Annotated in this window: 27 protein-coding genes; 6 read left to right on the top strand and 21 right to left on the bottom strand. The window is 65.9% G+C overall.

The features are described 5' to 3' along the window. Window position 1 precedes the first annotated feature (1 nt). Together pdxY and ACQKLX_RS26570 are read right to left on the bottom strand one after the other, a co-directional pair. Window positions 2-850 (bottom strand): pyridoxal kinase PdxY, encoded by an 849-nt coding sequence (gene pdxY, locus ACQKLX_RS26575; protein ID WP_427364569.1) that lies wholly within the window; start codon window positions 848-850, stop codon window positions 2-4. Window positions 851-974: 124 nt separating this feature from the next. Further along, window positions 975-1391, bottom strand: coding sequence for a hypothetical protein (locus tag ACQKLX_RS26570; RefSeq protein ID WP_427364568.1), 417 nt, complete (start codon window positions 1389-1391; stop codon window positions 975-977). A 409-nt stretch (window positions 1392-1800) separates the two neighbouring features. Here ACQKLX_RS26570 and ACQKLX_RS26565 point away from each other — a divergent pair, with 409 nt between their 5' ends. Then, complete coding sequence (locus ACQKLX_RS26565) at window positions 1801-2472, top strand: cupin domain-containing protein (RefSeq protein WP_427364567.1); 672 nt, start codon at window positions 1801-1803, stop codon at window positions 2470-2472. A 139-nt stretch (window positions 2473-2611) separates the two neighbouring features. Here the strand turns inward: ACQKLX_RS26565 and ACQKLX_RS26560 are convergent, their stop codons facing one another. Then, the gene (locus ACQKLX_RS26560; RefSeq protein ID WP_427364566.1) at window positions 2612-3637 is read right to left on the bottom strand and encodes an ABC transporter substrate-binding protein; all 1026 of its coding nucleotides are present in this window, start codon (window positions 3635-3637) and stop codon (window positions 2612-2614) included. A 233-nt stretch (window positions 3638-3870) separates the two neighbouring features. On the opposite strand from ACQKLX_RS26560, the gene ACQKLX_RS26555 reads away from it, so the two are divergent. After that, on the top strand, window positions 3871-4383 hold the full coding sequence (locus ACQKLX_RS26555; RefSeq protein WP_427364565.1) for a hypothetical protein: 513 nt from the start codon (window positions 3871-3873) through the stop codon (window positions 4381-4383). Here the strand turns inward: ACQKLX_RS26555 and ACQKLX_RS26550 are convergent. The 3 genes from ACQKLX_RS26550 to ACQKLX_RS26540 all read right to left on the bottom strand — a co-directional run bounded on the left by ACQKLX_RS26550 (window position 4380) and on the right by ACQKLX_RS26540 (window position 7473). Beyond that, window positions 4380-5747: a DUF3592 domain-containing protein gene (locus ACQKLX_RS26550; protein WP_427364564.1), complete on the bottom strand. Its 1368-nt coding sequence runs from the start codon at window positions 5745-5747 to the stop codon at window positions 4380-4382. The genes ACQKLX_RS26555 and ACQKLX_RS26550 overlap by 4 nt on opposite strands. A gap of 68 nt (window positions 5748-5815) precedes the next feature. Continuing rightward, window positions 5816-6607, bottom strand: coding sequence for an ABC transporter permease (locus tag ACQKLX_RS26545; protein ID WP_427364563.1), 792 nt, complete (start codon window positions 6605-6607; stop codon window positions 5816-5818). After that, a complete protein-coding gene (locus ACQKLX_RS26540; RefSeq protein ID WP_427364562.1) occupies window positions 6604-7473 on the bottom strand; it encodes an ABC transporter ATP-binding protein in 870 nt (289 codons plus the stop codon). Before ACQKLX_RS26540 ends, ACQKLX_RS26545 begins: the two co-directional genes overlap by 4 nt. Window positions 7474-7679: 206 nt before the next feature. Between ACQKLX_RS26540 and ACQKLX_RS26535 the strand changes: the two genes are divergently transcribed. Beyond that, complete coding sequence (locus ACQKLX_RS26535) at window positions 7680-8216, top strand: DedA family protein (RefSeq protein WP_427364561.1); 537 nt, start codon at window positions 7680-7682, stop codon at window positions 8214-8216. A gap of 201 nt (window positions 8217-8417) precedes the next feature. Next, window positions 8418-8789, top strand: coding sequence for a ComEA family DNA-binding protein (locus ACQKLX_RS26530; protein ID WP_427364560.1), 372 nt, complete (start codon window positions 8418-8420; stop codon window positions 8787-8789). Between the two features lie 93 nt (window positions 8790-8882). On the opposite strand, the gene ACQKLX_RS26525 is transcribed toward ACQKLX_RS26530, so the two are convergent. The 5 genes from ACQKLX_RS26525 to ACQKLX_RS26505 form a co-directional block, all read right to left on the bottom strand. Beyond that, on the bottom strand, window positions 8883-9263 hold the full coding sequence (locus ACQKLX_RS26525; RefSeq protein WP_427364559.1) for a DUF1127 domain-containing protein: 381 nt from the start codon (window positions 9261-9263) through the stop codon (window positions 8883-8885). A 378-nt stretch (window positions 9264-9641) separates the two neighbouring features. Further along, complete coding sequence (locus ACQKLX_RS26520) at window positions 9642-9863, bottom strand: hypothetical protein (protein ID WP_427364558.1); 222 nt, start codon at window positions 9861-9863, stop codon at window positions 9642-9644. A gap of 25 nt (window positions 9864-9888) precedes the next feature. After that, complete coding sequence (locus ACQKLX_RS26515) at window positions 9889-10074, bottom strand: hypothetical protein (protein ID WP_427364557.1); 186 nt, start codon at window positions 10072-10074, stop codon at window positions 9889-9891. A 189-nt stretch (window positions 10075-10263) separates the two neighbouring features. Further along, the gene (gene ilvC / locus ACQKLX_RS26510; protein WP_137879603.1) at window positions 10264-11283 is read right to left on the bottom strand and encodes a ketol-acid reductoisomerase; all 1020 of its coding nucleotides are present in this window, start codon (window positions 11281-11283) and stop codon (window positions 10264-10266) included. Window positions 11284-11317: 34 nt separating this feature from the next. Beyond that, on the bottom strand, window positions 11318-11968 hold the full coding sequence (locus ACQKLX_RS26505) for a TetR/AcrR family transcriptional regulator C-terminal domain-containing protein (protein ID WP_427364556.1): 651 nt from the start codon (window positions 11966-11968) through the stop codon (window positions 11318-11320). Between the two features lie 146 nt (window positions 11969-12114). Between ACQKLX_RS26505 and ACQKLX_RS26500 the strand changes: the two genes are divergently transcribed. Next, window positions 12115-12669 carry a DUF924 family protein gene (locus tag ACQKLX_RS26500; protein WP_427364555.1) on the top strand — a complete coding sequence of 185 codons (555 nt, stop codon included), beginning with the start codon at window positions 12115-12117 and terminating at the stop codon, window positions 12667-12669. On the opposite strand, the gene ACQKLX_RS26495 is transcribed toward ACQKLX_RS26500, so the two are convergent. The 9 genes from ACQKLX_RS26495 to miaA form a co-directional block, all read right to left on the bottom strand. Beyond that, complete coding sequence (locus tag ACQKLX_RS26495) at window positions 12670-13395, bottom strand: haloacid dehalogenase type II (RefSeq protein WP_427364554.1); 726 nt, start codon at window positions 13393-13395, stop codon at window positions 12670-12672. 99 nt (window positions 13396-13494) lie between these two features. Further along, window positions 13495-14232, bottom strand: a complete 738-nt coding sequence (locus ACQKLX_RS26490) for a helix-turn-helix domain-containing protein (protein WP_427364553.1) — start codon at window positions 14230-14232, stop codon at window positions 13495-13497. 67 nt (window positions 14233-14299) lie between these two features. Beyond that, on the bottom strand, window positions 14300-14518 hold the full coding sequence (locus ACQKLX_RS26485; protein ID WP_427364552.1) for a hypothetical protein: 219 nt from the start codon (window positions 14516-14518) through the stop codon (window positions 14300-14302). Continuing rightward, entirely contained in the window at window positions 14515-15789 is a 1275-nt protein-coding gene (locus ACQKLX_RS26480) for an FAD-dependent oxidoreductase (RefSeq protein ID WP_427364550.1), read from the bottom strand. Before ACQKLX_RS26480 ends, ACQKLX_RS26485 begins: the two co-directional genes overlap by 4 nt. Before the next feature lie 75 nt (window positions 15790-15864). Further along, entirely contained in the window at window positions 15865-16401 is a 537-nt protein-coding gene (gene ilvN, locus ACQKLX_RS26475; protein ID WP_427364549.1) for an acetolactate synthase small subunit, read from the bottom strand. Further along, entirely contained in the window at window positions 16398-17111 is a 714-nt protein-coding gene (locus ACQKLX_RS26470; protein ID WP_427364548.1) for a glutathione S-transferase family protein, read from the bottom strand. Before ACQKLX_RS26470 ends, ilvN begins: the two co-directional genes overlap by 4 nt. 103 nt (window positions 17112-17214) lie before the next feature. Then, a complete protein-coding gene (locus tag ACQKLX_RS26465; RefSeq protein WP_427364547.1) occupies window positions 17215-17922 on the bottom strand; it encodes an aspartate/glutamate racemase family protein in 708 nt (235 codons plus the stop codon). Window positions 17923-18058: 136 nt separating this feature from the next. Next, the gene (locus tag ACQKLX_RS26460) at window positions 18059-19822 is read right to left on the bottom strand and encodes an acetolactate synthase 3 large subunit (RefSeq protein ID WP_427364546.1); all 1764 of its coding nucleotides are present in this window, start codon (window positions 19820-19822) and stop codon (window positions 18059-18061) included. A gap of 210 nt (window positions 19823-20032) precedes the next feature. Continuing rightward, window positions 20033-21028, bottom strand: a complete 996-nt coding sequence (miaA, locus tag ACQKLX_RS26455) for a tRNA (adenosine(37)-N6)-dimethylallyltransferase MiaA (protein WP_427364545.1) — start codon at window positions 21026-21028, stop codon at window positions 20033-20035. Here miaA and serB point away from each other — a divergent pair. Next, on the top strand, window positions 20996-21886 hold the full coding sequence (gene serB, locus ACQKLX_RS26450; protein WP_427364544.1) for a phosphoserine phosphatase SerB: 891 nt from the start codon (window positions 20996-20998) through the stop codon (window positions 21884-21886). The two genes, miaA and serB, sit on opposite strands and share 33 nt — an antisense overlap. Before the next feature lie 3 nt (window positions 21887-21889). Here the strand turns inward: serB and ACQKLX_RS26445 are convergent, their stop codons facing one another. After that, on the bottom strand, window positions 21890-22231 hold the full coding sequence (locus ACQKLX_RS26445; RefSeq protein WP_427364543.1) for a DHCW motif cupin fold protein: 342 nt from the start codon (window positions 22229-22231) through the stop codon (window positions 21890-21892). Window positions 22232-22312 lie beyond the last annotated feature (81 nt).

Raw genomic sequence — 22312 nt, 5'->3', positions numbered from 1 at the left:
GTCAGACCGCCTCGGGCGCGAAGAGCTGCGAGGGCGTGACGAACTCGTCCTGCGCTGCCACCGTCAGGATCTCGCGCGAGCCGGCTTCCTTGGTCCGCTTCAGCAGCCCGTAGATCGAGGAGGCCGCCTTGCCGAGCGCGCTCGCGGCCGAGCCGTCGCGCAGGTAATGCACGAAGAACAGCGCCGCGATCGCATCGCCGGCACCATTGATGTTGATGTCGATTTTCGGCGTGCGCACCCGGTACGTCCCCTGCCCGTCCGCCGCCATCAGGTCGATAGAATCGCTAGGGGTCTCATTGGTGAGCAGCGACGTCACCAGCACGACCTTCGGCCCGGCATCGCGCAGCGCCTCGACGGCGCGATGGGCGTCGGCCAGCGTCCTGACCTCGACATCGGTGAGCAATTCCAGCTCGAACTGGTTCGGCGTGACGATGTCGGCCGCCGGCACCGCCTGCTCGCGCATGAATTCGGGGATCCCCGGCCGCACGAAGACGCCGCGACCGACATCGCCGATCACCGGGTCGCAGCAATACATCGCCTTGGGATTGGCCTCGCGCACTTTTGCCACCGCCGAGAGGATGGCGTGGCCAATATCGGCCGAGCCCATATAGCCGGAGAGCACGCCGTCGCATTTGGGAAGCACGCCGCGCTCGCCGATCCCCGTCATCAGTTCATCGATGGTGGCGCCGTCGAAGACCTGCCCCTTCCAGGCGCCGTAGCCGGTGTGGTTCGAGAACTGCACGGTGTGGATCGGCCAGACCTCGACGCCGAGGCGCTGCATCGGGAACACGGCCGAGGCATTGCCGACATGGCCATAGGCGACATGGGACTGGATCGAGAGGATGTTCATGGGGATAGGCCAGCCTTCGACGATACGAGGCGGCGAACCTAGCGGCTGGTGCGGCCCGCGCCAATCGAAAGCGGTGATGGGAGCGATCAGCGTCAGCCGGTCTCAGGGCCGCCGCGAAACCTGATCAGGCCGGCGAGCCCATGATGTAGGGAACGCTGCCGATGACGATGGCGAGCTGCAGCGCATTGCAGGCCATGCCGCCATAGTGCAGCCGCCGCAATCGCCGGCCGACATCGGCAGGCCAGGCGTCGATCTGGGCATCCATCCGCGACAGGAACCAGCGGCGCTCGATCAGCGCAAACGCCAGGACCGCGATGCCGATGACGAAGGCCCAGCGTCCCGTCAAAGCGAACACGACCGTCCCAACGACGGCGGCAACGGCCAACACCTGAAAATAGGCGCTGAACATCATGCGCATCAGCCTGGCGACAGGCGGCACATCGAGTTTGACGAACAGAAAGCCGGGCGCCGCCAGCAGTAGATAGCCCATCGGCAGGATCAGGATGACGATGGCGAACAAGGCGGCAGGGTTCGGCATCATGCGAATACCTTCTGGCCTTTCCTGCCGGCAGGGTCCTCCCGCGGTCGCCGCTGAAATATTCACCTGCCGACAGCTACGAACAATTGGACTTTGGGCGGATCGCAATTGAGCCGACCAACGAACGAATACACGGAATGATCGCCGAAACGCCGATGCTTCCTTCCCCTTTGGACCCCGCGCCAGAATCCGGCGTTACCATCGAGACAAAGGCTGATCCTAAGGTCTAGTTGTGGAAGATCGATTTCTTCATCACAACAATCCCGCCAGCCAAATTCTTGACACAGCAGCGCAGCGGACCGGCACAAGATAGAATAAGCAATAATCGAAGCAACGGAGGGCAAACATGAAAAAATTCTCCTGGCCTTGGCGTTTGCGAAACAAGAACAAGCCTATCCATGATGTAAAACTTTTGCTCGAAGAGCCTGAACAGGGCGATCGACGGCAATTGCTCCGGGCGCTCTCCGCCATGGTCGGTGGCGGCGCGCTGGCAGCCGTCTCACACCCGGCCGGGGCGAAGGATTCGAGCGACCTGCCGCCGCCGAAGCGCGCGCTGACCGGCCGCGACGAGTCCGGCAAATCGGTGTTCAAGTCCTTCGACGTCACGCCCAAGGTCGTGGAGATCGACTCCAATCCGGGCCTGACCTTCTACGAGCTCTACCGGACCGAGGGCGTACCGAAGCTGACCGGGCTGGAATCCGACCCGATGCTGACGGGAACGGTTGCCTTTCCCGGCCCCGGCGGCACGATGTTCCGCCTGATCTCCTATCCGCCGCGACGGCCCGAGGGCTGGAAGCCTCCGGCCGGCGTCACCTTCGAGAGCGCGCTGCAGGAGATGTCGGACAAGGTCCCGCGCATGGGCGACCATTTCGAGCGTGGCGCACCGGGCATGCACACCTCGGACACGATCGACTACGGCGTCGTGGTTCGCGGCGAGATGACGCTGGAGCTGGACGATGGGCAAAGGGTCCATCTGCGCCAGGGCGACTGCATCGTGCAGAACGGCACCCGGCACCGCTGGCGCAACCCGCTCCCGGAGCCCTGCCTGATGGCCTTCATCTCGGTGGGTGGAAAGCGGGGCTGAAAGACTTCTTCCTTCTCCCCTCGGGGGAGAAGGTGGCAGCGCGAAGCGCCGACGGATGAGGGAAGGACGGCTCGCCCAGTCGAACCGCCCTTATCCCCCTGCCGGGACCTTCTCCCCCGAGGGGAGAAGGAAGCCTCGGCTAAGACCCCGCAGCTGCCTTTTTGGCGAACGAATCGATGAAGGTCTTGGTCAGGTCGACATTCGAGTTGGTCAGCTCGGGATCGAGCAGCTTGAGCGAGTCGTACATGCTCTTCATCGCGTCGGCGGTTGGGATGCCGGTGCGCGAATAGCTCTCCTGCGAGTTCTTCACCGCGGTCAGGTAGAGCGGCTTGTCGCCGAGATGGTATTCCGGCGGCACGAGGTCGGCGACATCCTGCGGCTTGGCCGTCTCCAGCCATTTCAGAGACTTCATCAGCGCGTTGACGAGCTTCTGCGTCGTCACCGGGTTCTTTTCGGCGAAGTCGTTCTTGAGATAGAGCACCGCCGCCGGGTTCGAGCCGCCGAACAGCGCCTTGGTGCCGGCCTCGGTGCGGGTGTCGATCAGCGAGACGATGTCGCCATCCGATTCCAGCTTCGAGGTGACGGGGTCGAGATGCGAGATCACGTCGACCTGCTTCTGCTTGATCGCCGCGACCGCGCTGGCGCCGGCGCCGACGCCGATGATCGCGGCATCGGTCGCCTTCAGCCCCGCCTTGACCATGGCGTATTGCGCCGTCAGCGCCGTCGAGGAGCCGGGCGCGGTGACGCCGATCTTCAGGCCCTTGAAGTCGGCCGCGGACTTGACCTTGTCGGCGAGGTCCTTGCGCACCGCGATGGTGATCGCCGGGAAGCGCCCGAGCTCGATCACGGCGCGGATGTCCTGGCCCTTGGCCTGCATGCGGATGGTGTGTTCATAGGCGCCGGTGACCACGTCGACCGAGCCGCCGACGAGGGCCTGCAGCGATTTGGCGCCGCCGCCGAAATCGTTGATCTCGACGTCGAGCCCCTGGTCCTTGAAGAAGCCCTTCTTCTCCGCGACCGTCAGCGGCAGATAGTAGAGCAGCTGCTTGCCACCGACGCCGAGCGTCAGCTTGGGTTTCTCGGCATTCTGGGCGAAGGCCGGCGATAAGCCGAGCGCAGTCGTGAAGGCGAGCGCAGCCAGCGCCGCGCGACGAGTGAAAAACATAGGTTTCCTCCGGTTGATCGACGACGCGCTTCGGAAAAGGCGCGATTTCGCGACGAAGATAGGCGCATTGCCGCGGACTGCGCAACGCATCAATCCCGGGCGGATCGCCGCGGAAGCGACACGAAAGATTCAGGACTTGTTAAAGACCGCCTTTCACATTGGCCGGATGCGTTGGCTGCCGGCGATGCCTTGACGACGACTTTCGACCAGAACGGACGAAACAGGAGACGGTCATGGTGGATGCGGTGGCGGCCCGGACTGCGCCTTCCTCACGTGAATTCTCGCAAAGCGCGTCAGCACCGGCTGTGCCGGCTCGAAAGGGCGCAAGCCCTTCGCTTGCGGCCATACAGGCAGCAGCGCCCGATCTAAACGACGCAGTCATCGTCGATCTGTCGGCGCAGGCGCGCACCGCTCTCGCCCAGGGCAGCACCGTTGCGCAGGTATCGGGGGCCCGCGCGGACGCCCCAACCGAGCCGAGCTGGGTCGAAAAGCGCCTGAAGCTGATGACGGAATATACGGCGCTTCAGCAGGAGCTCGCTTGGCTCAGCGACCGAACCATGGCCCATGCGCTCGACGAGATGTTCCAGGAAGCAGCCGCACCACAGGACGAAAGCGGCGACGGCGACAAGCGGGCGCAGTTCAACCGCGACATGCAGCGACGCGAGGAGCTGATGCCGCGCTATGCCGAGCTGGTTCGGATGCTCGGCGTCCCGCCAGGTCAAGAGAGCGCGGACAAATCGAGTTAGCGGAAGATGCGGCTCGCATAGAGCGCGATCGCGAAACAGGCGAGCGCGACGCCAAGCAGGATCCAGTTCGTTTCCGTCGGGTTTTCCAGAGCCGCGTTCGACGGGTCCTGAGGATCGTAGTGCACGTCCACCGGCGCGCCGGCCGGATAGCGATCGACGATCCCTTGCGCAAGGCTCTCCGAGCCCGAAACCTCGAGGCCGAGCTTCACCTGCCGGCTGTGCAGGCGGTCGCCGCCGACGGTGTAGGCGAACTCGACGACGGGGAGATAGGTCGAGCGCGTCTTGCCGTTCTCGGTCGAGCCGCGCCGCTCGACGACGCTGGAAACGATCTCGCCCGGCGTGACCGGCCAGGCATTGGCGCGCGCCTGATAACGCCGGTGCCCGACGAAGAGCAGCAGCGCCGCGCCGCCGAACAGCGCGGCGAACAGCATCACCGGGACATCCGCATCCGGCATGCGCGCCTTGAGGACTGCGGATCCCCCGGTGGCTACCCAGTAGAGCCCCCAGACGAGGAGCACGACGACGAGCAGAGCAAGGCCGCAGCCCTTGACCGCGCCCTTCGGCGCCTCGCGCTCCAGGACGCAGTCGCTGGGATCGGCCGGATCGTAATAGACGGTCACATACGCGCCGGCCGGATAGCGTGCCAGCGCCTCCTGCGCATATTTGCCGCTGATGTTGCCGAGGCTGACCCGCGTGCCCTGATAGGTCACGCCCTTGACCGCGAACGAATAGGTCACGGCGGGGACGTTGACCACGGTCCCGATCTCGTTGCCCTCCGGCGGCCGGCGCACCGCCATATGCGATCGGATCACGCGGCCCGGCGCTTGCGCCCAGCTGCTGGCGCGCCGCACCTTGAGCACGGCGTTGAGGATCATCGCGCCGACCATCACCACCATCGGCAGCGCGATCAGCGCAATATTGCCCATGGTCGTTCCGGCGAAGGGCAGCCGCTCGACCCAGCTCTCCGGCAATACCTCCGCGATCACGAAGATCAGCGCCAGCGAAGCGACCACAGCCACGACCGCCCAGGTCGGCGGCTCGCCCCTGGCCTCGGCCGCCTTGGCCGGGGAGGCCTTGCGCAACCAGTTCCGGTTCTTGCGCCAGCTGTCGTCGCCACGGAGATAGGCGAGGAAGATCGTCTTCAACGCAGCGGCATCGACCGTCTCGGCCGCATCGAACCGCGCCTTGCCCGAATGATAGGCCAGCCGGAACCGGCCGCGCTCGTCCCGCTCCGCTGCGACATAGCCGTCATCGTCGGAAAGGGTGATGAACCAGTCGGGATCGTCCCCGCGCTGGTCGATCGCGCGGGAGATGTCCTCGGGCGCCGGATCGGCCGTGATGCGATCGCAGACGTCGAGTTCCATGATCGCCCCCCGATGATGGAAAGGCGAGGATGGCGCTCATTCGCGCCGGGAATCAAGCAAAGCTTACCTTACGTCGTCGTCGTGCTGCTCTGCCCCGGCCGCCAGACCAGCAGCCGGTTCTCGACCAGGGTCACGATCGAATCGATCAGGATCACGAAGATCGCCAGGATCAGCATGCCCGAGAACACGCCGGTGACGTCGAAGACGCTCTCGGCCTCGTGGATCTTGTAGCCGAGCCCCGCTGACGAGCCGAGATACTCGCCGACCACTGCGCCGACCAGCGCGAAGCCGACCGAGGTGTGGAGCGAGGAGAACATCCAGGTCAGCGCCGACGGCCAGTAGACATGGCGGAAGAGCTGGCGCTCGTTCATCCCGAGCATGCGGGCATTGGCCAGCACTGTCGGCGAGACCTCGCGCACGCCCTGGTAGACGTTGAAGAAGACGATGAAGAACACCAGCGTGAAGCCGAGCGCCACCTTCGACCAGATGCCGAGGCCGAACCAGAGCGCGAAGATCGGCGCCAGCACGACGCGCGGCAGGGCGTTGGCCGCCTTGATGTAGGGGTCGAACACCGCCGCCAGCAGCGCGTTCCGGGCGAAGGCGAAGCCGAAGAAGATGCCGGCGGCCGAGCCGATGACGAAGGCGAGCACCGTCTCGGTCAGGGTGATGCCGAGATGCCAGTAAATGTCGGCGCCGGTGAGCTGCTTCCAGGTCCGGGCCAGCACGTCGGCCGGCGTCGAGAAGAAGAACTGGGTCGTCTTGATGTCGCCGAACAGGCTGGTCGTCGTGACGACATGCCAGATCGCCAGGAAGACGATCATGACCAGGATCTGCAGCGAAAGAAGCTTGATGCGGCTCATGACGCGGCTCCCTCCACCAGTTCCTTGCCCTCGCCCATCGCATAGGCCTTCTGCACCTCGACCCGCAGCGAGGCCCAGATGTCGCGATGAATCTCGTGGAAGGCCTTCTCCAGTCTGATCTCCGCGATGTCGCGCGGCCGCGCCAGCGGCACCTTGTAATCGGCGACGATGCCGGCGGCCGGGCCGGCCGTCATCACCACCACCCGGTCGGAGAGTGCGATCGCCTCTTCGAGGTCGTGCGTGACGAAGATCAGCGCCTTGCGGTCGCGGCTCCAGAGGTCGAGCAGGAGATTGCCCATGATCTGCCGGGTCTGCGCATCGAGCGGCCCGAAGGGCTCGTCCATCAAGAGGATCTCGGGATCGCGGATCAGCATCTGCGCCAGCGCCACGCGCTTACGCTGGCCGCCCGAGAGCATATGCGGATAGCGCTCGACGAAGGCACGCAGACCGACCCGCCCGAGCCAATCGCGCGCCCGCTTGTCGGCCTCGGCGTCCGAGACGCCCATCGGCTCCAGCGCGACCTTGACGTTGTCGAGCGCCGTCTTCCACGGCATCAGCGCGTCCTGCTGGAAGAGATAGCCGGCGCGACGGTTGAGGCCGGACAGCGGCTGACCGAAGATCGCGACCTTGCCGGCCGACGGCGTCAGCAGGCCGGCGGCAGCGTTGAGCAGGGTCGACTTGCCGCAGCCGGTCGGCCCGACCACCGAGACGAACTCGCCCGGCGCAACCGCAAGGTCGATGCCCTTCACCGCCTGATAGCGGCTTCCGCCCTTGAGATGGAAGGTGATGTCGATGCCGGCGAGCCTGACCGCTGGCTGTTCCGCTGCCGCGCCCTTGTCGCCGGGCGGGCTGACCTTGGACTCCATGGATATCCCGTCCCCTGCCGTCGGCGCCGTCCCGGCGCGCGCGGCCTATTTCCGTTCGCCGCGAACACTAGGCGATCGGATCGCGAAGGCAACCCGCCTTGCGACACCGAATCCTGCCAGCGAAGGAGTTGTAGTAGCGAAAAGTCGACGCTTCTGTTCTATCGCTCCCGATATCGTTCGCCCGCGCTCAGGAGAATCGCCGCCCCATGCCCCCGCTTGAGCAATGGATGCACGAGCTTGTCGCGTTCATGCGCGTCAACCAGTACTGGGCCGCGCCGATCGTATTCTTCATCGCCTTCGCCGAATGCGTCGCGATCCTGTCCTGGCTGGTGCCGGCGACGGTGTTCTTCACCGCCTTCGGCGCGATCGCCGGAGCCTCCGGACTCAACCTCGTGCCTCTCTCGCTCGCCGCTGCGCTCGGCGCCGCCTCGGGCTTCTGGGTCTCCTACTGGGTCGGCCTCGTCCTTGGCCCGCGCGTCAACGACCATTGGCCATTGCGCGACAATCCGGCCCTGCTCCAGCGCGGCCATGACTTCTTCGAGAAATGGGGTGTGCTCGGCGTCGCGATCGGCCACTTCTTCGGGCCGATCCGGGCGGTGATCGCGCTCGTCGCCGGCATCGTGAAGATGCCGTTCTGGCCCTTCCAGGTCGCGAACTTCGCGGCGTCCTTCGCCTGGGGCTTCGGCCTGATCTACGGCGCCGGACGCTTCTCCGAATACATGATGCAGTTCACCGGCAAATAGCGCCAATCACGGCAAAAACCCGGCGGAAAGCACAACGACAGCTGAACGCTCGACTCAGATCGCGTTCAGCCGCGCCGGCCGAAAGTCCAGCCATCGCGCCTGGACCGGATCCTCCGGTTCGTAACCGGCGCGGCGGCGCGGACGGCCCGGCATCCGCGCTCATCCAGCTCCCCCGGGCAGGACTTAACAGGAGTCCACGCCATGACGATGTCTCGTTTCGCTATCGGCCTCGCCGCGCTCGCTCTCGCCGCCGGCCCGGCCCTCGCGCAGACCGCGACCCAGCCGACGACCCCGGCCAAGCCGGCCGCACCCGTGACCACCCCTGGAGCCCCGACTGCGCCCGCTGCCAAGCCCGCGGCCCCCGCCGCGACCCAAGCCCAGGCCAAGAAGGTCAACATCAACACCGCCAGCGCCGCCGAGCTCGAGCAGCTCAAGGGCATCGGCGAGGCCCGCTCCAAGAAGATCGTCGAGGAGCGGGCCAAGGCGAAGTTCAAGAACTTCGACGATCTGGTGAAGCGCAGCGTGCTGCCCTCCAATGTCGAGGCCGACATCAAGGACCACGTCACCTTCTGATCCCGCCTGCGATCGAAGAGCCGGCCGCTTCCGCGGCCGGCTCTTTCGTTGTTTCGGCGAGCTGGCGTCGGCGATCACCTTGCGCGGGGCTGTTCACTCCGCCGCCCGGAGGAAGACCACCCGGCTGCTCGTGACGCTGTCGGCCCCTTGAGAACTTCGCTCCGCCGGGGACGATGCCCCAACGCTCAAGCCATCCAGCACGTCGCCAGCACTTTGTCCGCTCGCAAGGCCGCGTCGCTCCTCGACGCGCAACGAGATGATCGCGGTCGGGTCGCCGAAGAACGGGGCGGCCCTGCTATCGCGCAGATCGCTGTCGCGCAGTCCGAGATCGCGCAGATCGCGCTCGGTCATCTCAGAGAGAGTGCGGTAATCGCGCCTAGACTGCAGCCAATTGTCGAGCGCGCCGAGGATCCGGCCGAGCGCGTCGACCATTGCGAGCACAGGCTTGGCCGATCCGATGATGAAGCTGATCATGACCTGTCTCCGTCTTTGTGAGACGGCACAGGACACCCTTGGCCTGACAGGAGCTGTCAGAAGCTCTGGGGCTCGGTGACAGCTTCTGTCAGGGGTGATCGAGTGAGCCGCAGCGACGGCCTGATCTCAAAGCGAAAGCTGGCCCGGTCAGGCTTCGACCGGGCCAGCTTTGGGGCCTTGTTGCGCTACAGCAAGCCAAAGACAATCATGGTGACGAGGGCAAAAGAGGCGCCCAGCGCCAGATGTGCGAACTTGAACTGAAAACCCTGGGACGCAGGCATCGAACGGATCGGTGTCATCATCGCCTCCATCTGTTCAGCTTGAAATTGCTTCGTCGGGAAATGTCTTTTGTCTCGCACATGCCAGGGCGTGCAGGGCTCAATAGGCCCACATCTCCGCAACGACCCAGCCGATCATCGCGAGGACCAGTCCGGCGACGAGGACGACCAGCACGGGCCGGTCGAGGAAGCCTTGCCGCGCCTCCACTGGCGTCTCGACAGCCGGATCGGAGTCGGAGTGGACATCCGCCCGCATCGGCGGGATCGGCTCGCCGCCCTTCTCCGGAATGCGCGCCTCGCGTTCCCTCACGTCGTCCTGCATGACGACCTCCACTCGCTCTGAGCCGTCAGCCTCCGACGGCGCGCATCAGCACGCTCGCCAGCAGCGTGACGGCGAGAAAACCACCCAACAGCAGGATCGGGAGCTGATCGTCCCATGATGACGGCCTGGCGACATCGACCAGCCCGTGACGGGCCTGGCGCTGGTGCAGCCGCTCGATCGCCCTGTGCTTCAGTTCGTCCCGGCCGGTCATCGCACGCTCCTGCATGTATTGACTGGAGCATCAACGCCCAGCGCGGAGGCCGGTTCCCGCGACGGGTTCCTTCAACGCGGAACGGGCGCCCGTGAAGGCGCCCGTTTCCTTTGTTGTCAAGCAGTTGCAAGCGTTTCCGGAATCGAATTCACACAACGTTGAATCTGCGTGCGAAGCCGGGTGTTCGCCTCAGTTCTTGGTCTTGTCGACCAGCGCCTTGGCCTTGATCCAGGGCATCATGTCGCGCAGCTTGGCACCGACTTCCTCGATCGGATGGGCGGCGTAACGGGCACGGGTCGCCTTGAACGAGGTCTGGTTGACCTTGTTCTCCAGCATCCAGTCGCGGGTGAACTTGCCCGACTGGATGTCGCTGAGCACGCGCTTCATCTCGGCCTTGGTCTCGGCGGTGATGATGCGCGGGCCGGTGACGTACTCGCCATACTCGGCCGTGTTCGAGATCGAATAGTTCATGTTGGCGATGCCGCCCTCATAGATGAGGTCGACGATCAGCTTCACCTCGTGCAGGCACTCGAAATAGGCCATCTCGGGGGCGTAGCCGGCCTCGGTCAGCGTCTCGTAGCCGGCCTTGATCAGCTCGACCAGGCCGCCGCAGAGCACGACCTGCTCGCCGAACAGATCGGTCTCGCACTCTTCCTTGAAGGTGGTCTCGATGATGCCGGCGCGGCCGCCGCCATTGGCCGAGGCATAGGAAAGGCCGAGGTCATGGGCGTTGCCGGTCGCGTCCTGGTGGATCGCGATCAGGGTCGGCACGCCGCCGCCGCGCTGATACTCGGAGCGGACGGTGTGGCCCGGACCCTTCGGCGCGACCATCAGCACGTCGAGGTCCTTGCGCGGCTCGATCAGGTTGAAGTGGACGTTGAGGCCGTGCGCGAACAGGAGGGCGGCGCCTTCCTTCATGTTGGCATGCAGCTCGTCACGATAGATGTCGCCCTGCAGCTCGTCCGGGGTCAGCATCATCATGATGTCGGAGACCTTGGCGGCCTCGGACGGGGTCATGACCTTGAAGCCGGCTTCCTCGGCCTTCTTGCGGGTGGCCGAGCCGGCCTTCAGGGCAATGATGATCTCCTTGACGCCGGAATCGCGCAGGTTGAGCGCGTGGGCGTGGCCCTGCGAGCCGTAGCCGACGATGCAGACCTTCTTGCCCTTGATCAGGTTGATGTCGGCGTCGCGATCGTAATAAACGCGCATTGGATGCGTCCTTCCTTGGGTTGAATTCTCTGCTTCAGGCTTTCGGTGCGGTCTTCGGCCGCCCGTGAAGTGCGAGGAACTGGTCGGTGGCCCGGGCCGCATCGCGCTGGATCTCGGCCTTGCCCGAGGCGAGCGCATCGCCGAGCAGCAGCCTGATCTGAACGTCGCGGCCGACCAGGCCGAAAAAGGTACGGAACGCCGTCTCGGCGTCGTCGAAATCGAGCAACCCGGCTGCGCGGCCTGCCTCCAGAACGGGCTTCAATCGCTCGCCGATGGCAACGCGCCCGTTCGCCAGCACGATCCCGCCGAGATTGCTCTTGCCCGAGGCGGCATGGCCGATGGCGGCGCGATTGAGCGCGATCGAGGTCTGGCTCGTGATCACGCTCAGCCAGTTCTCGGCAAAGTCCCGCAGGCTCTTGCGCAGCGTCGCCGCATCGAGTGCCTGGCGATCATAGTTGTCGGCACGGACCTTCGAAGCCTGCCACTGGACCGTCGCGGTCAGCAGGCCGTCGCGGTCGCCGAACCATTTGTACAGCGTCTCCTTCGAGCAGCTCGCCCGCCGCGCCACCGCGGTCATGGTGAGTTGGTCGCCCTGCTCCACCATCAGCGCCAGCACGGCGTCGAGCACGGCCTGTTGCCGCTCGCTCAGCGCTTCGCCTTGGCTATGGGTCGCGATGTCGTTCATCGATCCAGAGAGTACCGTACGTTACGGTTCTGGCATCTAGCGCACGGCTTGCCGGGGCGCAAGGGCGCGCTGGAGAAATTTCATCGCTACTTGTGCTGCCAGGGCACCTATATCTTCTCCACGAGACAGCCTTGCCGGAGCCGACGATGACACAGCCTACCCCACCCGCTGCCGCCGAGGTCCTCGCCTTCTGGCAGCAGGCCGGTCCGGACAAATGGTTCGCCAAGGACGACGCCTTCGACGCCGAGATCGCCAGGCGCTTTCGGCCATTCGTCGACGCTGCTGCGCGCGGCGAGTTCTCGGCATGGGAGGAGACGCCGGAGGGCGTCTATGCGCTGCTGGTCCTGCTCGACCAGTTCCCGCGCAATCTCAACCGTGGCTCCGCCCACGCTTTCGCCGCCGACCCGCTGGCGCGCGATGTCGCCGGCCGGGCAATCACGCGCGGTTTCGACGAGGCCTTCGACAATCCGGAGAAGCGCTTCTTCTACATGCCGTTCATGCACTCCGAGGATCTCGCCGACCAGGAACGCTGCGTCGCCTTGAGCGAGGCTTCGGGCGATGAAGACTCGGTCAAATACGCCGTCATCCATCGCGACATCATTCGCGATTTCGGCCGCTTCCCGCACCGCAACGCCGTCCTCGGCCGGGAGAGCTCGGCCGAGGAGCGGCGTTTTCTCGATGATGGCGGCTTCAGCGGCTGATCAGCCACCCGTAACTTTCCGATGAGCTTCGGCCAGTTCGGCCATGCTCTTGAAATGGAAGTCGACCTTCGGCTGGTTCGCGGGAATCTGCGTCGCGCCGCTGCCGGCCATGCCGAAGCGCCGGTCGATCCAGGCCCGCGCCAGCCCGACGCGTTCCGCCGGGACATGGTCGTGGAACAGGCTTTGCGCGGTGTGCAAGACATCGCCGGGCTTCAGGCCGAGATCGGCCTCAAGATGCGCCAGCAGATGGGCGAAGTTGCGCGGGTCGGGCTTGTAGGAGCCGATATCCTCGGCGGTGTAGATCGCGTTGAAGGTGACGCCGAGCTTGCGATTGCTGGCCGCGAAGCTCGTGCGGTCGACATTGGAGAGGATCACCAGTCTGTAGTGCCGCTTGAGATAGGCGAGTGCCTCGGCCGAATCCGGAAAGGCCGGCCAGTCCGGCACCGAGCCGCCGAAGCGCTCGTTCAGATCGGCGTGGATATGGACGCCCAGATCCTTGGCGAGGCGCGCATGGACGGCAGCGAGCAGCGTCGAATAGCGCAGCGACGGCCCCGCCTCTTCCATCTCGCTCTCGATCTTGCCGAAGCGCGCCAGCGCCTCTTCCCGGTCGAGCTTGAGCCCGCCGGCACTGATCAGCGGCTGCAGCGCGTTCCAGATCCCGGTCTCCCAGTCGATCAGCGTGCCGTAGCAGTCAAAGGTCAGAACCTTGAAATCAGTGAGTTTCATCGCGGGTGGTCCTCATGGATGCAGCGTCGCGTGAACCATAGCGACCACCCGCACAGCCGTGATGAGGCGAAACTCCGAACGACTTGATCGAAGCTGCGCTTATCGGCTCCGGCTCGCGGCACGGAACTCCGACGGTGTCAGGCCGAAGCGCCGCTTGAACTGCCGATTGAAGGACGAGGCGTTCTGGTAGCCGAGGGCGTAGGCGATCTCGGAGACCGGCAGCGCCGTCTTGACCAACTGCTCGGCGGCCTCGTCGAACAGCCGGGTCAATTGCGATTGCTTCGGCGACTGGCCTGTCGTCGCGCGAAATAGGGCGTGAAACCGGCTCTGGCCGAGGCCGGCGGTCCGCGCCATCTCCGCGACGCTGCCTGCCCCGCCCTCGTGGGCGACATCGAGCACTCGGCCCTCCGCCCGCGACAAGGGCCGGGGCGCGACGGTCGGCTGGATCAATTGAAGCCCCGCCATTGCCATCCGCGCCGCATCGCTCGGCCGGCAGGCGCCGGCTTCGACCTCGGCCCCGAGCTGGCGGAACATCCGCCACAGCCAGGGCTCGACGCGGGTCAGCGACGGGACGGGATCGCGCAATAGGGCCGGCTCGGCCTCGCCGGCGAAGGCTCCCGCCTCGACATCGAGAATGAGCATGCTGCAATCGGCCGTCGGCTCGAAATCGTGCTCGTGCTCGCGCGGGATGATCGCCACGCACTGGCTCGACACGACGCTGCGATGCCCCTCGACGTCGAGCCGCATCGCGCCCTGCATCGGCAGCAGGATCTGGCTGTAGTCGTGGCGATGGCGGTCGCCGCCGCGATAGCTGCGAAGTTCGAGATGGATCGACATCATCCACTCATGCGCAAGAGGTCATGCAGCGCATTTGCCGCCGATCGGCGCAGGCGATCAAGAGCCCTCAGCCACCCGCCGGATGCTGCGCCACGATGCGCTGCAGGAAGATCGCCACGACCGTCAGCACGAAGCCGGCCCACCACAGCGGCGAGCGCAGGCTCTTGCCCGAGCCGAGCGGCTCGGCTTCGGCCTTGCCGGACAGCCGCTGATAGATCGGCCAGGCAAAGCAGGCGAAGCCGATGGCGCCAAGGCCAAGCGAGATTTCATTGAGTCCGATCGTCACCGCTCAGCCCCCTCCCCGGCGAGCGCCGGACGATCGCTTTCAGCAGCAATCGCCGGCTCCTTCAACCCCAGCCGCCGCAAGGGATCGCCGATCAGCCCGGAGACCAGCAGCGCCAGCATCCGGTCGATGCCCGGCAATCGCGCCAAAGGCGGCACGACCCGATCGCGGATCAACGGCAGCACGGCGCTGTCCGACTGGTAGAACGGCGTGAACATCCGGCTCGCCGCCTGGTAGAGCCGGACGTGCCAGCGGCGCAGCTGGGCATAGCGGAGTAGCGCAGCGTCGAGATCGGCGGCCTGATCGAGCGCCACCGCCAGCGCATAGGCATCGAGCAGGGCCATGTTCGCTCCCTGCCCGAGCTGAGGGCTGGTCGAATGCGCGGCGTCGCCGATGAAGGCGATCCGCCGGCCATAAGGTAGCGGCAGCGTCTGGTGGCGGTAGTTCGCGAAGGTCAGTTGTGCGGGCTCGGTGATATGCGCGAGCAACGGAGCAGTCGCCGGCCAGACCCGCTCGACCTCGCCTTTCCACGCCGCGAGGCCAGCACTGCGCCAGGCATCGAGCGCATCGGCCTTCAGGCTCCAGAACAGAGCCGCCTGTGGCTCCGGCTCGCCGCCCTGGCATCCAATCGGCAGCACCCCGACCATCACGCTGGCGCGGCGATAGCGCTGTTCCAGCGCATGGCGGTCGAAGCCGGTGCCAGCGAGCGGGACATTGGCCCAGAGCGCGCCATAGCTCAGCGGCACCCGCGCAGCCGGCTTGGCGGCATGCCCGAGCAGCGGCGAGCGCGTGCCGGAGGCATCGACGACGAGATCGAACGGGCCGATGCGGCGGCCGCTTGCATCGAGCAGCGTGACCTTGCCGTCGTCAGCAGCATTGATGTCGCCGACTTCGACCCCCGTATCGATCGCGACCGGCCGCATCTGCACGGCCGCGAACAGCGTCTCGAACAACGCTGCGCGATGGATGCCGACGCCGAAGCGCTCGCGCTTCATCGCGGCATAGTGGACATCGAGAACAACGGAGCCGGTGACGGCGTTCAGGCCAAACAGCCGGTCGATCCGGCTGCCGGTAGCGATCAGCGGAACGGCAAGGCCGAGCGCGTCGAGGACCGCGAGCCCGCTCGGCTGCAGGATCAGGCCGGAGCCGAGCGGTTGCGGCTCGCTGAAGCGCTCGACCAGCGTGACCTTGTGGCCGGCACGTTCGAGCAGGAGTGCGGCCGCCAAACCGGCGGTCCCGCACCCGATGATCGCGATCGTTAGGCTGCGACTCATGCCGCAGTGAGCTTAGCGCGCTTTCCGTTCGGCCGGGATCGGCCGAACGAAGAGAATTCGCGCAGAATCAAAACGTCACATCGCCTCCGCGCCGCGGCTCATCGCCGCGATGCCGGTGCGCGAGACCTCGGTCAGGCCGACCACGGTCATCAGCTTGATGAAGCGCTCGATCTCCTCGGTCGCGCCGGTCAGCTCGAAGACGAAGGAGGTCAGCGTCGCATCGAGCGTGCGCGCGTCGAAGGCGGCGGCGAGCCGCATCGCCTCGACGCGGTGGTCGCCCTTGCCGACGACCTTGACAAGGCAGAGCTCGCGCTCGATCGCCTCGCCCTGCAACGTCAGGTCGACGACGCGGTGGACCGGCACCAGCCGGTCGAGATGTGCCTTGATCTGATCGATCACGTTCGCCGTGCCGGAGGTGACGACGGTGATGCGCGAGAGGTGCTTCTCGTGCTCTGTCTCCGAGACGGTGAGGCTCTCGATATTGTAGCCGCGGCCGGAAAACAGCCCGGCGATGCGGGCGAGAACGCCCGGCTCGTTGTCGACGATCACCGCCAGCGTATGGCGGGCGATCGGCTGGGCGGTCGGGGCGCTCGGATAATGCGTCGTGTTCATGTCTGGGCTCGGCTTCGGCTGAGATTTGGGCGGAAATCGGTGAGGACGGGCTCGTCGAGCTCGTCGACGGATACGATCCAGGGCTCGGTCAGCGCGGCTTCGCGCCAGGCCTTGAACCCCTCGGTCGATTGTACCGCCTCGACATAGGCGGCGCTGACCGGATCGAGCGCGATCGAATAAGTGGTGAAGCGGGTCGCGACCGGCGCGAACATCGCATCGGCCGCGCTGAACTCACCGAACAGGAAGGGGCCGCCTGTCCCGAAACGCTGGCGAGCATCGCGCCAGATCTCGGTGATGCGGGCGATGTCGGCCGCAACCGCCTCGCCGCGATCGCGCGCTGGATGCACCCAGGCGAGGTTCATCGGGCAGGCACCGCGCAGCGCCGTGAAGCTGGAGTGCATCTCTGCCGAGATCGAGCGGGCCAGTGCCCGCGCCGCCTTGTCGCGCGGCCAGATCGACAACTCCGGATGGGTTTCGGCGATGTACTCGATGATGGCGAGCGAATCCCAGACCGCGATCGCGCCATCGACCAGCGAGGGGACCTTGCGGGCAGGTGTGTACTCGGCGACGGCGCGCTTCCAGCCGGGATCGTCCATGGTCGGCCCGAACGGAATCAGCACCTCCTCGAAGGGAATGCCGAACTGCTTGAGGACGAGCCAAGGCCGCAGCGACCAGGAAGAATGGGTCTTGTTGGCAATGATCAGCTTCATGGCGCGCTCCATCCTGCGAAGGGAGCGCGGACGCTATCGAGACACGGAACGACGATCCCGCGCCTTTTCGTGATCTCATTCATGACCTGAAGCAATCGGCGGGTCACGCCGCCTGCTCCATCGCCAGCGTGAAGTCGAGGGCGGCCTCGACATGCAGCGCCGTGGTATCGAAGGCCGGGATATCGAAATCGGCCTGCGAGACCAGCAGCCCGATCTCGGTGCAGCCAAAGATGACGCCGTCGGCGCCTTCTTCCCGCACCGCTCTGGCGACGATCTCGCGATAGCGCGCCTTCGAGGCCGGCTCGACCACTCCGCGGCAGAGCTCCTCATAGATGATGCGGTGGACATCCGTCCGCTCCGCCTCGTTCGGCACCAGTGCCTCGACGCCAAAGGCGCCGAGCCGGTCACGATAGAAGCGCTGCTCCATGGTGAAGCGGGTCGCCAGCAGCAGCGGGCGGCGCGTTGTCGTCTTGCGGATCGCCTTGGCGGTGACGTCGGCGAGGTGCAGGAAGGGCAGGTTCGTCGCCTGCGTGATGTGGTCGGCGAGCTTGTGCATGGTGTTGGTGGCGAGAAGGATGCAGGCCGCCCCGCCCTGCTCGAGCCGGCGCGCACTCGACGCCATCGCCGCCCCGGCCCGATCCCAATCGCCCTTCGCCTGCATTTCGGCGATCGGCGAAAAGTCGATCGAGTGCAGCAGGACGTCGGCCGAATGCAGCCCGCCCTGGCGCGCCCGCACGCCCTCGTTCAGCAGCCGGTAGTAGACCGCCGTCGATTCCCAGCTCATCCCGCCGATCAGGCCGATGGTCGCCATATGGTCCCCCTGTGCCGAGGCCGTCATTCCCGGGCGCAGCGAAGCGCAGACCCGAGAATCTCCTGACGAGAAGGCGCCAGCTGGTGCCCACTCCACCTGAGATGCTCGGGTCAAGCCCGAGCATGACGTTGCCCTATCAAACGAGCTGCTTGCCCTTGGCGTCGATGATCTCGCCGGTATCGCCTTCGAAATCAGGCAGGATCATCTCGTTATGCGCCTTGCCCGACGGGATCATCGGGAAGCAGTTTTCTTCCTTCGCCACCAGGCAGTCGAAGATCACCGGCCCGGGCGTCTCGATCATTTCCATGATGGCGCGGTCGAGATCGTTCGGGTCGGAGCAGCGGATGCCATGGCCGCCATAAGCCTCCGCCAGCTTGACGAAGTCCGGCAGCGAGGCCGAGTAGCTCTCCGAATAGCGCCCGCCATGCAGCAATTCCTGCCACTGGCGCACCATGCCCATGTACTCGTTGTTGAGGATGAAGATCTTGACCGGCAGCCGGTACTGCACCGCCGTCGACATCTCCTGGATGTTCATCAGGATCGAGGCCTCGCCGGCAACGTCGATGACGAGAGCCTTGGGATGCTTCATCTGCACGCCGACAGCCGCCGGCAGGCCGTAGCCCATCGTCCCGAGCCCACCCGAGGTCATCCAGCGGTTCGGCTCCTGGAAATGCAGATACTGTGCCGCCCACATCTGGTGCTGGCCGACCTCGGTCGTGATGTAGGTGTCGCGATCCTTGGTCAGCGCATAGAGGCGTTCCAGCGCATATTGCGGCTTGATGATCGTCTCCGAGCGCTTGTAAGCGAGGCTCTTGCGCGCCCGCCAGGCGTCGATCTGCGTCCACCAGGCGGTGAGCGCAGTCTTGTCGATCTGGGGGCTCGTCTCGCGCCAGAGCCGGACCATGTCCTCGAGCACATGAGCGCAATCGCCGACGATGCCGATATCGACCTTGACGTTCTTGTTGATCGAGGACGGATCGATGTCGATGTGGATCTTCTTGGAGTGCGGCGAGAAGGCGTCGAGCCGGCCGGTGATGCGGTCGTCGAAGCGCGCACCGATGTTGATCATGACGTCGCAGTCATGCATGGCGAGGTTCGCCTCGTAGGTGCCGTGCATGCCGAGCATGCCGAGCCACTGCCTGTCGGCGGCCGGGAAGGCGCCGAGGCCCATCAACGTCGAGGTGACGGGATAGCCGGTCAGGCGAGCAAGCTCGCGCAGCAGCGCCGAGGCGTGCGGGCCGGCATTGATGACGCCGCCTCCGGTGTAGAACACCGGCTTCTTCGCCTTGGCGATCAGCTCGACCGCCGCCTTGATCTTGTTGAGGTCGCCCTTGACCACCGGCCGGTAGGTCTTGTGCTGGTTGTCGCGCGGGCGGCTATAGGCGCCGGTCGCGAACTGGATGTCCTTGGGGATGTCGATGACGACCGGGCCCGGCCGGCCATTGGCGGCGACATAGAAGGCCTCGTGCAGGACGCGCGGCAGGTCGGCGATGCTCTTCACCAGATAGTTGTGCTTGGTGCAGGAGCGGGTGATGCCGACCGTATCGCATTCCTGGAAGGCGTCCGAGCCGATCAGATGCGTCGGGACCTGGCCGGTGATGACGACGAGCGGGATCGAATCCAGCAGCGCGTCGGTCAGGCCGGTGACCGCGTTGGTCGCGCCGGGGCCGGAGGTGACGAGGACGCAGCCGACCTTGCCCGGCGCCGAACGGGCATAGCCCTCGGCGGCATGGACGGCGCCCTGCTCGTGGCGGACGAGCACGTGCTTGACCTTGTCCTGCTGGAAGATCGCGTCGTAGATCGGCAGCACCGCGCCGCCGGGATAGCCGAAGAGATGCTCCACGCCCTGGTCCTGGAGGGCGCGAACGACCATCTCGGCGCCGGTCATCATCTCGCTCATAACGGTCTCCTGCGGAGGTCTGTCTGTCGGTGTCGGTCGGAAAAAGGCAATAAAAAAGGCCCTCGGAGGGGCCTGGGCGTGCGCTGGCGTCGGGGACGCCCGGTTGTTAAACCGGCCCCTACCAGCGCACCTCTACGATAATAAGCTTGCGCATGTCGCAGCCCTGTCGAAACGAAAGTTGCCGGACGCTAAACGAGCAGCGCCGCATGGTCAAGCGGGATTAGAGCCGGCAAGCGAGGCGTCGTCAGCGCAAGCCGCAAGCGCCACATCCAGGGCCGTCTCCGGCGCCGCCGCTGTCCAGCCCTCCATCTGGTGCCGGAACCAGGTCACCTGCCGCTTGGCATAGGCGCGCGTATCGGCCTTGCCACGCGCCACCGCCTCATCGAGCGAGAGTCGGCCGTCGAGATAGGCGATCAGCCCGGGAACGCCATGGGCACGCATCACCGGCAGCAGCGGATCGAGCCGCCGCTCGCGCAGCGCCGCGACCTCGTCGAGAGCCCCCTGCTCCATCATCACATCGAAGCGAGCGTCGATCCGGCCCCGCACCAGCTCCCGTTCCGGCGCAAGGAAGAGTTTGAGCAAGCTCTGCCCCGCCAGCGGACCCGGCCGCCGCGCCCCCTGGAAGCTCGCCAGCGAGCGCCCGGTCGCCTCGAACACTTCCAGCGCCCGCATCACCCGCAGACGATCGCTCGGTCGCAGCCGCGCTGCCATCTCTGGATCCTTGCCAGCGAGCTCGGCGTGCAATTCGCCGGTCTCGTAGCCTTCGACGCGGGCCCGGAAGGCTATGCGAACGTCGTCCGGCACCGGCGGGATGTCTGAAAGCCCCTCGGTCAGCGCCTTGAAGTAGAGCCCGGTGCCGCCGACCAGCACCGGCAAGGCGCCCCGCCCCGCCAGCTCCTGAAGCAGCGCCGTGACCTCGGCCGCATAGGCCGCGGCGGAGTGGTTCACGGCGCCATCGATGTGCCCGTAAAGCCGGTGCGGCACGCCGCCCATCTCCTCCGGCGTCGGCCGCGCCGTGATGACCTCAAGGTCGCGATAGACCTGCATCGAGTCGGCATTGACCACGACGCCGCCAAAACGCCTGGCAAGCTCGACAGCCAGCGCCGACTTGCCGCTCGCGGTCGGACCTGCGATGAGCACCGCGCTGTACTTCACTTCGCTTCCGGCTCCAGCATGATCCTCGTCGCCACCCTCGTCTCCGCCCATGGTCAGGCCCTGCTCGACGATGGCCTGCTCGCCCGCCTGCGCGCCGCCACGCCGGCCCCGACGACGATCGAGCGCCTCGATGGCGAGATCGCGGCCGACCTCTTCGCGGAAGCCGACGATGCGCGCAAGCTCGAAGCGACACTGCGCGAGGCGCTGGGCGGCGCTCCCGTCGACATCATCGTCCAGCCGGCCGCGACCCGCCGCAAACGCTTGTTCCTCGCCGACATGGATTCGACAATGATCGGACAGGAGTGCATCGACGAACTCGCTGCCTATGTCGGCCTAAAGGAGAAAGTCTCCGACATCACCGAGCGGGCCATGCGTGGCGAGCTCGAATTCGAGCCGGCCCTGCGCGAGCGCGTCGCTTTGCTCAAGGGTATCGCACTGAAGGTGGTCGATGAAATCATCGACGAGCGGATCACGCTGACCCCCGGCGGTGGCGCCCTGGTGCACACCATGCGCGCCCATGGCGGCTACACAGCCTTGGTCTCGGGCGGCTTTACCGTCTTCACCGGCCCGATCAGCCGGACGATCGGCTTCGACGAGCACCGCTCCAACATCCTGCTCAGCGAAGGCGCCCTGCTCTCGGGGCTCGTCGCCGAGCCGATCCTCGGCAAGCAGGCCAAGCTCGACGCCCTCGTCGAGCTGCGCGCCCGCTTCGGCCTGCCGGATGAAGCGACGCTCGCGGTCGGCGACGGCGCCAATGATCTCGCCATGCTCGGCGAAGCCGGGCTCGGTGTCGCTTATCGCGCCAAGCCGGCGGTCGCGGCCGCAGCCGATGCCCGCCTCGACCATGCCGATCTCACCGCTCTGCTCTACGCCCAGGGCTATAGCGCCGACGAGATCGTCAGGAGCTGAAGCTCAGTCGACGATGAACAGCCGCGCGCCCTTCGGCGCGCGCGAGCGATGCGGTTCGGCCTTGTCGGCGACCTGATAGCTCATCCCGGCCTGCAGCAGGAACACACGCCCGTCGTCCAACGTCGTCTCCAGCTCGCCTTCAAGGCAGAGCAGGATATGCCCCTTCTCGCACCAATGGTCCGAGACATAGCCGGGCGTGTACTCGACCATCCGCACGCGGATAGGATTGTCCGCCGGCCCGAAACGGCGCGTGCGCCAGATCGCCTGCCCCTGCTCTCCTGCAAAATATTCGGGCTCGACGGTCGACCAGTCGGTCGTGCCGAAGGGAATCTCGCTCATGCGCATGGGAAGCCTCTTTGATCTCGGCTGCGGAACCTGCCGGAGACGCGATCCCGCTTCCAATGCAAAAAGCTGATCGCTGCCATC

This window comes from Allobosea sp. NPDC003192, assembly GCF_050275675.1.
GTDB lineage: Bacteria > Pseudomonadota > Alphaproteobacteria > Rhizobiales > Beijerinckiaceae > Allobosea.
This window is presented reverse-complemented; position numbering and strand designations above follow the sequence as displayed.